The organism is Methylobacterium sp. WL18 (assembly GCF_008040015.1).
Classification (GTDB): Bacteria; Pseudomonadota; Alphaproteobacteria; order Rhizobiales; family Beijerinckiaceae; genus Methylobacterium; species Methylobacterium mesophilicum.
This window is the reverse complement of record NZ_VRVD01000019.1, coordinates 1-13,921: the sequence shown is the minus strand read 5'-3', so window position 1 is coordinate 13,921 and position 13,921 is coordinate 1. Positions and strand designations below refer to the sequence as shown.

General features: G+C 68.9%; 11 protein-coding genes and 1 tRNA gene. 4 read left to right on the top strand and 8 right to left on the bottom strand.

Annotated features, from left to right (window positions below):
- The first annotated feature begins 55 nt into the window (after positions 1-55).
- The 3 genes from FV228_RS03880 to FV228_RS03870 all read left to right on the top strand — a co-directional run bounded on the left by FV228_RS03880 (position 56) and on the right by FV228_RS03870 (position 4,312).
- A tRNA-Ser gene (locus tag FV228_RS03880) sits at positions 56-145 on the top strand.
- Between the two features lie 216 nt (positions 146-361).
- Positions 362-2,449, top strand: a complete 2,088-nt coding sequence (locus tag FV228_RS03875) for a tetratricopeptide repeat protein (RefSeq protein WP_246693818.1) — start codon at positions 362-364, stop codon at positions 2,447-2,449.
- A 669-nt stretch (positions 2,450-3,118) separates the two neighbouring features.
- A complete protein-coding gene (locus FV228_RS03870; protein WP_147853381.1) occupies positions 3,119-4,312 on the top strand; it encodes a flagellin in 1,194 nt (397 codons plus the stop codon).
- 92 nt (positions 4,313-4,404) lie between these two features.
- Here FV228_RS03870 and FV228_RS03865 read toward each other — a convergent pair whose 3' ends face one another.
- Positions 4,405-6,720: a Tex family protein gene (locus FV228_RS03865; protein ID WP_147853380.1), complete on the bottom strand. Its 2,316-nt coding sequence runs from the start codon at positions 6,718-6,720 to the stop codon at positions 4,405-4,407.
- Between the two features lie 350 nt (positions 6,721-7,070).
- Between FV228_RS03865 and FV228_RS03860 the strand changes: the two genes are divergently transcribed.
- On the top strand, positions 7,071-7,271 hold the full coding sequence (locus tag FV228_RS03860) for a hypothetical protein (RefSeq protein ID WP_147853379.1): 201 nt from the start codon (positions 7,071-7,073) through the stop codon (positions 7,269-7,271).
- An 11-nt stretch (positions 7,272-7,282) separates the two neighbouring features.
- On the opposite strand, the gene FV228_RS32910 is transcribed toward FV228_RS03860, so the two are convergent.
- From FV228_RS32910 to FV228_RS03830, 7 genes are all read right to left on the bottom strand, one after another.
- Complete coding sequence (locus FV228_RS32910; RefSeq protein ID WP_187277628.1) at positions 7,283-7,441, bottom strand: hypothetical protein; 159 nt, start codon at positions 7,439-7,441, stop codon at positions 7,283-7,285.
- 167 nt (positions 7,442-7,608) lie between these two features.
- Positions 7,609-8,007, bottom strand: coding sequence for a cupin domain-containing protein (locus FV228_RS03855; RefSeq protein ID WP_147853378.1), 399 nt, complete (start codon positions 8,005-8,007; stop codon positions 7,609-7,611).
- 33 nt (positions 8,008-8,040) lie between these two features.
- Complete coding sequence (locus FV228_RS03850) at positions 8,041-8,787, bottom strand: glucose 1-dehydrogenase (RefSeq protein WP_147853377.1); 747 nt, start codon at positions 8,785-8,787, stop codon at positions 8,041-8,043.
- A 120-nt stretch (positions 8,788-8,907) separates the two neighbouring features.
- Positions 8,908-9,822 (bottom strand): LysR family transcriptional regulator, encoded by a 915-nt coding sequence (locus tag FV228_RS03845; protein ID WP_147853376.1) that lies wholly within the window; start codon positions 9,820-9,822, stop codon positions 8,908-8,910.
- A gap of 43 nt (positions 9,823-9,865) precedes the next feature.
- The gene (locus tag FV228_RS03840; RefSeq protein ID WP_147853375.1) at positions 9,866-10,087 is read right to left on the bottom strand and encodes a hypothetical protein; all 222 of its coding nucleotides are present in this window, start codon (positions 10,085-10,087) and stop codon (positions 9,866-9,868) included.
- Between the two features lie 194 nt (positions 10,088-10,281).
- Positions 10,282-12,441: a glucans biosynthesis glucosyltransferase MdoH gene (mdoH, locus tag FV228_RS03835; protein WP_281406465.1), complete on the bottom strand. Its 2,160-nt coding sequence runs from the start codon at positions 12,439-12,441 to the stop codon at positions 10,282-10,284.
- Positions 12,442-12,503: 62 nt separating this feature from the next.
- The coding region (locus FV228_RS03830) for a glucan biosynthesis protein D (RefSeq protein WP_147853373.1) at positions 12,504-13,921 on the bottom strand (1,418 nt) is incomplete at its 5' end.

Sequence of the window (13,921 nt, the reverse complement as noted above, 5' to 3'; positions counted from 1 at the left end):
TGCGGTTGACGCGGCGCCCGGGGCCGCCATAACCGGTGTGCCGCAGGCGCGGCCGGGAAGGGTGGCCGAGTGGTTTAAGGCAGCGGTCTTGAAAACCGCCGTGGGGGCAACTCTACCGTGGGTTCGAATCCCACCCCTTCCGCCATCGCGCCTTCCTGCGAAGTGGACCCTCGACACCGGACATACGTTGCACTGGCTCGCTCGGCGGATCCGATGTGGTCCGATACGCACGATAAAGCTGTTCAGGGCCGGATTTACGCGGCCTTAACGATGCATTCGCAATCTCCGCGCGACGGGAGGGCGCGGAATGCTCGATCAGTATGGCGGGCGGGCACGCGGTGCTGCGTCGGGGGCGGCTGCCATGCGCAGCCTCACGAAGGCTCGGGACCATCGCGCCTCGGGGCGATTCGATCGGGCCGAGTCCAGCCTGCGCCGCGTGCTCGATGCCGAGCCCAATCATCCCGAAGCGCATTACGAACTCGGCCAGATCGCAGCCAGCCGCGCGCCCGAAAAGGCCGTGACCCATTTCGTCGCGGCGCTGCGAGGTGCCCCGGAGCGGCCGGGCTACTGGCTGGCGCTCGCCACCGCGTTGCTGGCCGTCGAACGGCAGCCCGATGCGCGAGCGATCCTGGAGCGCTACAAGGCGCAGGGTTTCGGGCCTGAGGCTCAACCGCTCGACGCCGCCTTCATGGAGCGTACCTTCGCGGCGGCGCAGATCCGCTACGACCAGGGCGAGTTCCGTCCGGCGGAGGCCCTGCTCGACCTGGTTCTGCTCCTCGACGACAGCCACGCCCACGCGACCTATCTCGCCGGCGCCATCGCGGCCCGGACGAACCGGCCGGAGCTGGCCTACGACCTGATCAGCATCGCGCTCTACCGCGAGCCGAAGAACCCACTGTTCTTCAGCGGGCTCAGCTCGGTCCTGACCAACCGCGGCGACCATGACGGCGCCATCTCGGCACTCGAGAAGGCCCTCGAACTCGATCCCGATCTCGCGATTGCCCATGCCAACATCGCCGGGGTCTATCAGCGGCGCTTCCGGTACGGCGAGGCCTTGCGGCATGCCGAGCGGGCGATCGTGCTCGAGCCCGGGAATGCCGGCGCGCACAGCAACCGCGGCAGCGCCCTGCTGGCCCTCGGGCGCCTGGGCGAGGCCGTGGAGGCGTTCGACCGCGCCCTCGGTCTCGACCCGTCGAAGCTGTTCGTCGCCTCCAACCGCCTGTTCGCAAAGCTCTACGCTGCGGATATTCCGCACACGGAATACGCCGAAGACGCGCTGGCCTATGGCCGCCGCTACGCGGATCCGCTGCTGCGCCGCCGCCCCCTCGCCAACGATCGCGACCCCGAGCGCCGGCTGCGCATCGGTTTCGTCTCGGGCGATTTCTGCAACCACGCGCTGGTCCGCTTCTTCGAGCCGTACCTGTGCGCCGCCGACCGGGAGGCCTTCTCGATACAGGCCTACATGACCCACGCGAGCGAGGACGCGGTCTCCGAGCGGCTCAAGCCGCTGTTCGACGGCTGGACCAACCTCGCCTGCCTGGACGACGACGCCGCGGCTGACAGGATCGAGGCCGACCGGATCGACATCCTGGTCGATCTCTCCGGGCATAGCGCCGGCAACCGTCTGCTCGTGTTCGCCCGCAAGCCCGCGCCCGTCCAAGTCACCTGGATCGGGCATCCCGGCACCACCGGCCTCTCCGCCATCGACTATCGCCTGACCGACCCGATCACGGACCCGCCCGGCCTGGCCGAGCCCCTGCACGCGGAGCGCCTCTGGCGCCTGCCGCGGGTCACGGCGACCTATAGGGGCGTCGACGACCTGCCACCCGTCCGCGAGCGCGCGCCTTTCGAGGATGCGGGATACATCACCTTCGGGTGCTTCAACCGCCTGACCAAGGTGTGCGACGCGGCCCTGAAGACCTGGGCCGACATCCTGCTGGCGGTGCCTGACGCGCGTCTGTTCATGGTGGTGGGCGACATCGGGACCGTGGAAGTCCGCGAGGCGGTCGATAAGCGCCTCGCCGCAGCCGGGATGCCCCTCGATCGGGTGAACTTCCAGCCGCGCGTGAACAGCGGCTATCACGAACTCTACCACAGGGTGGATATCGCCCTGGATCCGTACCCGTACAACGGCGGCACCACGAGCTACGACACCCTGTCGATGGGGGTACCGTTCGTGACCCTGCGTGGCGCACACGCGGCGGCACGCACCGGGGTCTCGGTGCTCACGGCGATGGACCTTCCCGATCTGATCGCCGACACCGAGGACGCCTACGTGGCGATCGCCCGAGACCTGGCGACGAATCCGGAGCGCCTTCGCGCGATCCGGAACGGCCTTCGCGAGCGTCTGCATGGCAGCGCGCTCATGGACCACGCCAGCTTGGCCGAGGATGTCGCGACGGCGTTCCGGGGCATGTGGCGCGACTGGCTGTCCGGCGCGCAGGTTTGACGGCACAGCCGGCAGCGGGCTTCTCCGATGGCCGGCTGACGATCCGGGTCTCCGGTCCCGCGTGACGGCCGCATTGCGACGAGGCGCCCTCCCGTCCTGCAATGTAGCGATGATCGGGATGGACCGGTCACCCTATGTGGCGCTGAGTGCCTGCGCGCGCGGCCCGAGGTCCTGGATTCGAACCGTTCGCCGATGCCGAACCGGTATGCTTCTCAACCGCGAGCGCTCTGAGATCGAACTGTTCGAAGCGCATGCCGTGCACTCGCTGGTCGCTCAGACGGGCCGCCAATGGCTCACGACAGCACGCCTGTGACGGACCAGAGCGTCAGGAGGCGACGTTCGGATTTGCGGTGATCTGGGAATGATATCCAGAGCAATAACGGAAACGGTCTACGGCGTCTCCAAGTGCGAAAACAAACAACATTCTGAACATAGTCGCCCGAGGATGGTACTTATTGCCGCAACGATTTTGGAGTTCTGACTTCGCGATCACAGTATTCGATCCAAATATCTGAAAATACCGCCCGCGTTCAATCTCGGATAAATATTTTTAACCATGCCGCGCAGATACATTTTTTGAGAGATCGAATTAATATCTCGGCAAGCGGTTGGGCGATACATCGTAGGAGCCGCCAATAAGACGGCTTCTCGATCAAAAGGATCGTCCCGATGTCTTCCAGCGTCACCCTCACCGCCGCCACCCGCCAGAACCTGCTCTCCCTGCAGGACACGGCTTCGCTGACCGCGACCACCCAGAACCGGCTCTCCACCGGCCTGAAGGTCTCCTCGGCGCTCGACAACCCGGTGAGCTTCTTCACCTCGCAGTCCCTCAGCCAGCGCTCGGGTGACCTTGGCAACCTGCTCGACGGTATCTCGAACGGGATCCAGTCGATCCAGGCCGCCAACCAGGGCATCACCTCGATCCAGAAGCTGGTCGATCAGGCCAAGTCGGTCGCCAACCAGGCGCTGTCCACGCAGATCACCACCACCGGCACCGCCTCGACCGCCTACTCGGCCCCGGCCGCCAACACCACGCTCAACCTCTACGTCAACGGCTCGGCGACCACCGTCGCGCTGGCCTCGACCGACACCCTCGACCAGGCCCTGACCAAGCTCAACACCGCGGTCGGCGCCGGCAGCTTCTCGAAGAGCACCGACGGCACCAAGATCGTGATGAACGCGTCCTCGGACGTGGAATTCAAGACCTCGGCCGACCAGACCGCGCTCGGCTTCTCGGGCGGCACGGCCTCGTCCGGTCCGACCTACGGCACCACCGCCGCGGCCGGCCAGAGCTCGGACCTCAGCGTTTCGGGCGTCACGGCCCGGGCGACGCTCGCCTCGCAGTACAACAGCCTGCTGACCCAGATCGATCAGCTGGCCGGCGATTCGAGCTTCAACGGCACGAACCTGATCAACGGCAAGGGCGACAACAACAACCTGACGATCAACTTCAACCCGAAGGGCAACTCGAACCTCACGGTCAGCGCGACCGACGAGACCTCGAGCGGTCTGGGGCTGACCTCGATCACCAGCACCTCGGCGAAGACGTCGACGATCGGGCAGGGCAACTTCCTGCTCAATTCCGACATCAACACGACGCTGGGCAAGCTGACGACCGCCTCCAGCCAGCTGCGCACCGACGCCTCGACCTTCGGCTCGAACCTGTCGGTGGTGCAGAACCGTCAGGACTTCAGCAAGAACCTGATCAACGTGCTCGATACCGGCGCGTCGAACCTGACCTCGGCCGACCTAAACCAGGAAGCTGCGAACTCGCAGGCCCTGTCCACCCGTCAGTCGCTGGGCATCTCGGCCCTGTCGCTGGCGAACCAGGCGCAGCAGGGTATCCTGCAGCTCCTGCGGTAAGCCTCGGCTCACACACGAACGGAAACGGCCGGGGCCTCGCCCCGGCCGTTTCCGTTCGTGCCGCGTCCGGTTCTGTCCGGACGAAGGCGTTCTCAGCTTCGCTTGCCGGGCGTCGTCCCCGCCCGGCGGAGCGCATCCGCGAGGGCGCCGCCGGTCTCCGCGGGTGGACCGGAGCGCATCCGCTTCGGGTCCGGCGACGGTTCGCTGGGGCGCCGCGCCGGCGAGCCGGGCTCGATCGGGTCGTCGAGCCGCATCGACAGGGCGATGCGCTTGCGCGGGACATCGACGTTGAGCACCAGCACCCGGATCACCTCGCCGGTCCGGACCACCTCGGCGGGCGATGCGATGCGACGGCGCGCCATTGCCGAGATGTGGACGAGCCCGTCCTGGTGGACGCCGATATCCACGAAGGCGCCGAAGGCGGCGACGTTCGTCACGACGCCTTCGAGCTGCATGCCGGGGCGGAGGTCGCCGATGCTCTCGACACCCTCCTCGAAGCTCGCGGTCTTGAAGGCGGGGCGCGGATCGCGTCCGGGCTTCTCCAGCTCGCTGATGATGTCGCGCACGGTGGGGGTGCCGAAGCGCGCATCCGCGAAGGCTTCGGGGGAGAGCTGGCTCAGGGCTGCAGCGTTGCCCAGCAGCACCCGGATGTCGCTCTTGGTCGCCTGCAGGATCCGGCGGACCACGGGGTAGGATTCCGGGTGGACGCCCGAGGCGTCGAGGGGATCGTCCCCGCCCTGGATGCGCAGGAATCCGGCAGCCAGCTCGAACGTCTTCGGGCCGAGGCCCTGGACCGCTTTGAGCGCCGTGCGCGTCCGGAACGCGCCGTTCGCGTCGCGATGCGCCACGATCCTGTCCGCCATCGACGTGCCGAGGCCGGAGACCTGTGCCAGCAGAGCCGGGGAGGCGGTGTTCACGTCGACGCCCACCGCGTTCACCGCGTCCTCGACCACCGCCGAGAGCTGCCGCGACAGCTTTGCCTCGCTGATGTCGTGCTGGTACTGGCCGACACCGATCGATTTGGGGTCGATCTTCACCAGTTCGGCGAGGGGATCCTGCAGTCGGCGGGCGATCGAGGCGGCACCGCGATGGGACACGTCGAGATCGGGCAGTTCCCGCGAGGCGATCTCCGAGGCCGAGTAGACCGAGGCGCCGGCCTCCGAGACCGTGACCTTGGCGAGCGTCAGGTCGGGATTGGCCGCCACGATCTCGGCGGCGAGCCGCTCGGTCTCCCGGGAGGCGGTACCGTTGCCGATGGCGATCAGCTCGACCTTGTGCGTGCGGCAGAGCCGTCCGAGGCTCGCGACCGCCTCCTTCCAGCGCCGCTGCGGCTCGTGCGGATAGGTGGTCTCCACCGCCACGATCCGCCCGGTCCGGTCCGCCACCGCGACCTTCACGCCGTTCCGGAAACCCGGATCGAGCCCCAACGTCGCCCGCCCGCCCGCGGGAGCTGCGAGCAGCAGATCCTTCAGGTTGCCGGCGAAGACCTTCACGGCCTCGTCCTCGGCGCGCTCGAACAGTCGGGTCCGCAGATCCTGCTTGATCCCGGTGCGGATCTTGGTGCGCCAGGCGACCCGCACGACGTCCAGCAGCCAGGCATCGGCCGGCCGGCCCCGCGCGGCGATGCGATGCCGGCTGCAGATCGCGGTCTCGAACGGGCCTGGGCGGCCGGGGTCCGATTCTTCACCGTCGGCGGTGAGGGCGACGTCCAGGATGCCTTCGCGTTCTCCGCGAAAGATCGCCAGGATCCTGTGCGAAGGCATCCGCTCCAGGCGCTCGCTCCATTCGAAGTAATCCGAGAACTTCGCGCCTTCCGCGACCTTACCCTTGCGGATCTTCGACGTTAGCTGGCCGCTCCGCCAGAAATCCGCGCGCAAGCGGCCGACCAGATCGGCATCCTCCGCGAGGTGCTCGATCAGGATGGCCCTGGCGCCCTCCAGCGCCGCCTCGGTGTCGGCGATGCCCGTCTCGGCGGACACGAACGCCGCGGCGGCGCGTTCGGGTGCGATCTCGGGCTTCGTCAGCAGCGCCTGGGCCAGAGGCTCCAGCCCGGCCTCCCGGGCGGTCTGCGCCTTGGAGCGGCGCTTCGGCTTGAATGGCAGGTAGAGGTCTTCGAGGCGCGCCTTGGTGTCGGCGGCGTCGAGGGCGGCGGCGAGCACCGGGGTCAGCTTCCCCTGGGCGCGCACGCTCGCCACGATGGCGGTGCGGCGGTCGTTGAGGTCGCGCAGGTAGACCAGCCGCTCGTCGAGCTTGCGCAACTGCGTGTCGTCGAGCCCCCCGGTATTCTCCTTGCGGTAGCGCGCGATGAACGGAACCGTCGCGCCGCCGTCGAGGAGCGCAACGGCGGCGGCGACCTGCGCCTCCCCAACCCTGAGTTCCTGGGCGATCAGCGCGGTCACGGATATCATGCGGGCTCCGACGGGCGAGGGGCGGGGCCCTGCCATAGCCTCCGCGCGGTCGGATGCAAGGCGCCGGGCGGCCGCCCCCCATTAGCGCTCGCGGCATTGCCGACGGGGATGAAGTTCGGGACGCGCGATCGCTACGACGGATTGGCGATCGAACGCCCGAGATGCAGCAGCGCTAGCGTATCCCCAAACGCGTGGGGCGCCGTCGCCGCGCAAACATCTCCGGTGACGCTGCCCAGGGGCCGAGGCGCGAGGCTGAGCCGGTCGGCTGAGGATTCGTCGCCGCCCGTCATCACCCCGTCACCGATCGGTGCCGGAATCGGGGCGGCCTGTTCTGGACCGGCGAGCAGCCCATGCGCTTCGAGATCCGCGCCACCGACCGGACGCGCTGGACCTGGGTTCTCATGAACGAGACCGAGGAGCCGATAGCCGAGTCGCGGCGGGGCTTCCCGTCTCGGGCGCAGGCCACGGCGGCCGCGATGGCGTTCGCGCAGCTCGTTGCCCGGGCCGGACGTCATCTCGCCGGCGCTCCCCGGGCCAGCGGCTTCCTGTAGCGCGCCGGGCGTCAGGCGCGATGACGCAGCAATCCCATCACGCTCCAGCAGGCGATGAAGCAGCCGACGCCCATGGCGCCGAGGCAGCTGATGGTGCGCACCGGCTCCCCCCGGGCCAGCACGATGGCCAGGGCGAGGGGCAGCAGCAGGAACGCGAACACCAGGGTCATGGACAGCTCCGTTTGGGCTGAGCCGACCCTAGGTGCTGAATGGTTAATCAGCCCTCACGTGGGCCAATCCGACACCGCCGCGGATGTAGGGCCGGTCCGGCGACAGCGTGCGTGTCGAACAGAGCGCTCGGCTCCGAGCAACTCGGCCCGTGATGCGAGCAACCGCGTCACGGGCCGTGAAACGAGTCGTCGCCCACCTGTTCCAGCCAGGTCACGGCCTGGCCGTCCAACCGCTCCTGGATGGCGATATGGGTCATCGTCGTCGTCGCCGTGGCACCGTGCCAGTGCTTCTCGCCGGGCTCGAACCAGACCACGTCGCCCGGCGCGACCTCCGCGACCGTACCGCCCTCGCGCTGGACCCAACCGCGCCCGAAGGTCACGATCAGCGTCTGACCGAGGGGGTGCGTGTGCCACGCGGTTCGCGCACCTGGCTCGAAGGTCACGCTAGCGATGGCGACGCGTGCGGGATCGGGCGCGCTGTGGAGCGGGTCGATCCGTACCGTGCCGGTGAACCACTCGGACGGTCCCGGGCCCGACGGCTGGCTTCCGCTGCGCTTGATGTCCATTCGATCGATCCTCCGTCGTCGCGTAAACGTCCCTCAGAGCGACCAACCGCCATCGACCGAAATCGACGCACCGGTCACGAAGGCGCCGAGGTCGGAACACATCCACAAGACGGCTTCCGCAATCTCCTCGGGCTTACCCAGCCGCCCGACCGGCTCGAGGTCGATCGCCTTCTGGATATCGCCACCGGTGAAGCGGTCCATCATCGGCGTCGCTATGTTCCCGGGCAGGACGGCGTTCACCCGGATGTTCGATTTCGCATAATCGAGGGCGGCCGACTTGGTGAGCCCGATCAGGGCATGCTTGGAGGCGGCGTAGCTCGCCCCGCCCGCCACGCCCCGGATGCCGGCGCCGGACGCGGTGTTGACCACCACGCCGCCGCCCTGGCGCAGCATCTGCGCGATCTCGTGCTTCATGCACAGGAACGTGCCGCGCAGGTTGATGGCGATGATCCGGTCCCACGCGTCCAGGGCGATCTGGTGGACCGGAGCGGCCGTGTTCTCGACGCCGGCGTTGTTGAAGGCGCAGTCGAGCCTGCCGAATTGCTCGACGGTGGCGGCCACCGCGTTTTCCACGTCCTCCGGCACCGAGACGTCGCAGCGGATCGCCAGCGCCTCACCGCCGCCCGCTTCGATCTCGCCGCGGAGCTGCTCCAGCGGAGCCTCCGTGCGGTCGGTGATCGCGACGCGCCCGCCCTCCTGCGCGAAGGCGAGCGCGGCGGCGCGGCCGATGCCGCTGGCTGCGCCCGTGATGAAGGCGACCTTCCCGGTGAAACTGCGCATGTCTCGATCTGTTCGCTGACCTCGATGAGGTGCTCGACGTAGACTCTGGAGGGGTCGCCGGTCAGCCGTCCCTTCCTCATCGGATCGATGAGTCGAACTCATCGCCGGGTGGCGCCACCTCTACAGGCCGAGCGGTTTCACCGCGCGGATCAGGTCCAGGAGGAGGCGCAATCCCGTCGGGAGTTGGCGGCGTCCGGGATAGTAGAGGTGGAACCCCGCGCCCGTCGGGGCCCAGTCCGCCAGCACGATGCGCAGGTCGCCTCGGGCGACGGCCGGTCCGACGCAGGGCTCCGGGAGATAGGCGAGGCCGCCGCCCGACATTGCGAGCGTCAGGGCGAACTGCGTGTTGTCGATCGTCACCGCGCCCGGAACGTCGAGCGCGAGCGCCTCGGATCCCTTCTCGAACTCCCACCGGTAGAGGCTCTCGTCGCCGAGGCGAATGCGCAGGCACCGGTGTGCCAAGAGGTCGGACGGATGGTCGGGCGTTCCATTCCGGTCGAGATAGCCAGGAGCGCCGACCACCACCCAGCGCAGATCGGCCGATAGGCGTTGCGCGACCATATCCTGGGGCACCGTTCCGCCATAGCGGATGCCCGCATCGGCCCCGGTCTCCACGACGTCGAGCAGATCGTTGGAGACCCGGACGTCGATCTCCACCCGCGGATGACGCGCTTGGAAGAGGGGCAGAACCGGCGCGAGCAGAAGCGTACTCGCATGTTCGAGCACGTTGAGGCGGATCCGCCCCGTTGCCTCTGCCGGCTCCCGGTGCCGGTTGAGCACGTCGAGGGCGCTCCCGATCGCCGCGAACGGTGCGTCGAGCGAAGCGAGCAGATCCTCGCCGGCCGCGGTCAGGGTCACGCTCCGGCTGGTGCGGTTGACGAGGCGGACGCCGAGGCGTGCCTCCATCGCCTTGAGCGCATGACTCAATGCTGACGCGCTGACGCCAAGCGCAAGGCCCGCCCGCCTGAAGCTACGGTGGCGTGCGATGGCGACGAAGGTTCCAAGGTCGGCGAGATCGGTCCGATTGATCCGCATCGTCTTGTCCCGGCAGCCGGCGGCCACCGTTCGGGATCGCGTTCTAGCCGGGCGCGATCCGCAGCGCGCAGATCTCCGCGCCGCTCTCGTCCGTGACCCAGAACCGCCAATTCGGGCTATCCCAGAACGCTCCGCCGAGATCCTTCAGCATTTCGGCGGCGGCGACCACCGCCTGGACACGAGCCGCGTTCTGGTCGGCAAGCTCCAGACCGTCCTCGTCGAGGCTGGTCACGTGATCCTGGTAGTGAAAGTAGTAGCGCGGCATCGGCAAACCCCCGTGCAGTTCGAGCGGGAGTCCAGACGAGTCTCTCAGCCATCGGCGCTCGTGCGGTCAGCCGACGATACTCAATCCTACCAGTAACGCAGCGCCTTGTCGCCGCCCGTGCGGCGATAGGTATCTATGAGCGGGTGCTTCAGGACTTCGAGCCCGAAGCATCCGCGTCCCAGTATTCCGGTCCGTCATTCCCGAGCGTTGTCGTGCTCCAGCCGTACCAGCCGATCGAGCAGGGCACGGTCGTGAAGCAGCGCCATGCGTTCCTTCGGAGAAAGCCAGGCCCGAGCCTCCGTCACGGTCGCGGCCTCGCAAATCTTGGCGGTGGCCAGGGTCTGGTCTGGGTCGATGGCACCCCGGGGCCGTGACAGGCCGACGGGGAGCATGCGGGCATGGGCCTCGGCCAGCGTCGGATCGGCGTGGAGCGCGGCGAGTGCATCGGCCTCGTCGAGCCCCTGGCTGGCGTTGCGGGCCGCCAGGATGCCGGCCCGGACGGCGATCTCCGGTGGGGTCTCCTCCTCGGGTGTCGCGAGCAACCGGCGGCGCTTGAGTGCCAGCCCGAGGCCGAGCTGGCCGCTCGCCCAGGAGATCGGGATTGCCAGGACCAAGCCCAGGATCGTGGGGCTCATCCAGAGGAACAGTGAGGTCGCGAGCGCGAAGGCCGCGATGCCGGCGACCAGGCCGAGCGCCGTATGCCAGCGATGGCGGGCCACGATGTCCCGCATCGGGATCGAGCCGTCGTCGCGGCGCTGCGGATTCCAGCCGGTGTCGCGTCCGAGCAGGATACCCATCACCGATCCGGACTGGATCACCATGGCCACCGGCGCCACCAGGGCCGACAGCAGGACCTCGACGAGGCTCGACAGGATCAGCCGGCCGGCGCCGCCGCAGGCCCGCCGCACCGGTCCGTCGAGGAGGGCCAGGATCAGGCCCAGGAGCTTCGGGGCCAGCAGGACCGCCATGGTCAGGCCGAACAGCTGGAGCGCGCGGACGGGATCGAACCGCGGGAAGACCGGCGAGAACCCGGCGCCGCCAAAGTAGTCCGGCCGCTCCGTGGCGGTCTGCAGGACCAGCAGGATACCGACCACGAGCTGGCAGAGCCAGAGCGGGGAGGCGAGGTAGCCGGCGATGCCGGTGGCGAAGTGCTGGCGCGTGGCCGGGTGCAGGCCGGCAGCGCCGATCACCCGGGCGTGCTGTAGGTTGCCCTGCGCCCAGCGGCGGTCGCGGACCGCCACGTCGATCAGCGAAGGGGGGCTCTCCTCGTAGGAGCCGGGCAGTTGCGGGAGCATGTAGACCGCCCAGCCGGCGCGGCGGATCAGGGCTGCCTCGACGAAGTCGTGGGACAGGATGTGGCCGCCGAAGGGCGGCTTACCGGGCAGGTCCGGCAACCCGCAGGCCTGCGCGAACGCCCGCGTGCGGATGATGGCGTTGTGGCCCCAGTAATTGCCGTCGCGACCCGACCAGGTGGACAGCCCGGCGGCGATCACCGGTCCGTAGATCCGGGCGGCGAATTGCTGGAGACGGGCGAACAGGGTGTTGCGGTTGATGATCAGCGGCAGCGTCTGGACGATGCCCGAATCCGGGTCGGCTTCCATGGCGGCCGCGAGCGCCACCACGGCCGGACCGCTCATCAGGCTGTCGGCGTCGAGAACCAGCATGTGGTCGTAGTGGCCGCCCCAGCGGGTGACGAAGTCGCCGATATTGCCGGCCTTGCGGTGATGGTTCTTCGGCCGATGCCGGTAGTACAGCCGGGCATCCGGGCCGAGGCGGTGGCGCAGGTCGAGGAAGGCGCGCTCCTCGGCGATCCAGGCGTCGGCTTGCGTCGAATCGGAGAGTACGAACCAGTCGAAGTGGTCGCCGAGCCCCGTGGCCTCCACGGCCTCGCGCATGGCCTCGACGCCGGCGAACGTCCGGGCCGTCGCCTCGTTGTAGACCGGCATCAGCACGGCGGTACGGGTGTGGAGCGCAGTCGGGACCGGGGCCGGGCGCGGCCGGCGCAGCAGCATCGCGAAGCCGAGCAGGCCGCTGGTGAAGGCCAGGGCGATCCACGAGAAGGTCAGGCAGAACAGCACGACCAGGACGAGCTGCAAGGCGGTCGGGCTGCCGGAGACCGACACGGTCTCGACCATCTGCCAGCCGCCATAGAAGGTGAGCGCCAGCGCGCCGCCGAACACGAACAGCCGGGCCGCCCAGGGAGTTTTTCGCGGTCGCGCCGGCCGGTGGCCGCCCGTGCGATCCCAGGTCGAGAGGTCCTGCACCGGCATCGCCAGGGGCGCCTCAGGTGGCATCGCAGCAGTCTTCTCAGGGCGCGCGGTGCCGGCATCCGGGCTGGATGCGGGCGGCGTCAACGTGGTGGTCTCGTCCAGGCGCACGGCGGGGTGTGATCCTCGGGGTGATGGGCGATTGAAAATCACGGCGTCCAGCGGAACAGCCAGGTCTCGCTGGCCCGCTCCTGTCCGCGCCGGAGCCCGAGGCGCAATTCGCTCGCCCGCTCGCTGCCGGGATCGAGCTCGAACAGCACCCGCAGGGTCCGGCGCTCGGGATAGGGGAACCGATCCTGCCGGGTGATCGTCCCGGCGGAGGCGCTGAGCGCCACCTCGATGTCCTCGGGCCGGGTCAGCCCGTCACCCTCGAAATCGACCGCGAACAGGCGCCGGTTGCCGGCGCTGCCGTGGCCGCAGCGGCTGTCCTTCACCCGGGCGAGCTCGGGGGGCAGCGGATCGGGCCAGCCCCTCGACCAGTGCTGGCGACAGAGGAAGCGCATTTCGCCGCCCTTGGCGAGCTTGGCCTTCGGGCGCCAGTAGGCGAACACGTTCTCGTTCAGCTCCGAATCGCTCGGGATCTCGAGGAGCGTCACCGCGCCCTCGCTCCAATCGTCCTGCGGCTCGATCCACAGGGACGGGCGCCGCTCCCAGTGCCGACGGTCGTCCTCGAAGTCGTCGTACGAGCGGGCGCGCTGCATCAGGCCGAAACCCTTCGGCCCCCGGTCCAGGAAGGCCGAGACCTGCAGCGCCTCGGGATTGTGCACCGGGCGCCAGATCGGCTCGCCGTAGCCGTTGCGGATCGCCAACCCCTCCACCGAGAAGGCGGCGGCGCGCAAGTCGTCCACCTTCTGCCGGTCGAGCGGACCGAACAGGTAGCTTCCCTGCATGCCGCCGAGGCCGATATGGTCGAGTTCGGCCCGGGCGAACACGGTGCCGTCGATTTCGGCCACGGAGGCCTCGCGGCCCGGCGTCAGCGTGAGTTTGAACGCGGCGGCGGCCGATTCCGACTCGACCAGCGCGTGCACGACGATCGGCTGCCCGAGTGCGGGCGCCTCGATGAACAGGGCGCGGAACAGCGGGAACTCCTCGCCGCGGGAATCGGCCGGCCGCAGGGCCAGTGCCCGGGCGTTGATGCCGAAATCCTGGCCCTCAGCCACGAGGCGGAAGAACGAGGCGCCCTGGAACAGCGCGAAGTTCGACAGCTCGGTCCCGTCACCGAAGCGGGCGCGCAGGCGGAACCCCGAGAAGGCGGTGTCGGCGCTCAGCTCCGGCAGGGCGATGTTGGCGGCGATCAGGCTGTCCCTATCGTAGGCGATTGGCTGCACCAGCCCGTTCTCCACGACGAAGAGCGACACCGGCGTGTCGAAGATCGACCCGCGCAGCAGCGGCTCGACCTCGTAGCCGAAGTCCCGGCCGGCCCAGACCGCGCGGCCGGGGACCGGGTGGATCGCCTCGTAGGCGTCCCGGGACAGCCCCTTCAGCACCGCCGGCACGTCGTCAGTCTTCGGCGCCGCGTAGGGAGCGGAGGCCCGGGCCCGGGCGATGTCGGCGAGGGTCCCGGCCT

Bases quoted from the DNA above. Each gene is read 5' to 3' on its own strand.
- FV228_RS03875 (WP_246693818.1), top strand. From the start codon at position 362: ATGCGCAGCCTCACGAAGGCTCGGGACCATCGCGCCTCGGGGCGATTC.
- FV228_RS03870 (WP_147853381.1), top strand. From the start codon at position 3,119: ATGTCTTCCAGCGTCACCCTCACCGCCGCCACCCGCCAGAACCTGCTC.
- FV228_RS03865 (WP_147853380.1), bottom strand. From the start codon at position 6,720: ATGATATCCGTGACCGCGCTGATCGCCCAGGAACTCAGGGTTGGGGAG.
- FV228_RS03860 (WP_147853379.1), top strand. From the start codon at position 7,071: ATGCGCTTCGAGATCCGCGCCACCGACCGGACGCGCTGGACCTGGGTT.
- FV228_RS32910 (WP_187277628.1), bottom strand. From the start codon at position 7,441: ATGACCCTGGTGTTCGCGTTCCTGCTGCTGCCCCTCGCCCTGGCCATC.
- FV228_RS03855 (WP_147853378.1), bottom strand. From the start codon at position 8,007: ATGGACATCAAGCGCAGCGGAAGCCAGCCGTCGGGCCCGGGACCGTCC.
- FV228_RS03850 (WP_147853377.1), bottom strand. From the start codon at position 8,787: ATGCGCAGTTTCACCGGGAAGGTCGCCTTCATCACGGGCGCAGCCAGC.
- FV228_RS03845 (WP_147853376.1), bottom strand. From the start codon at position 9,822: ATGCGGATCAATCGGACCGATCTCGCCGACCTTGGAACCTTCGTCGCC.
- FV228_RS03840 (WP_147853375.1), bottom strand. From the start codon at position 10,087: ATGCCGCGCTACTACTTTCACTACCAGGATCACGTGACCAGCCTCGAC.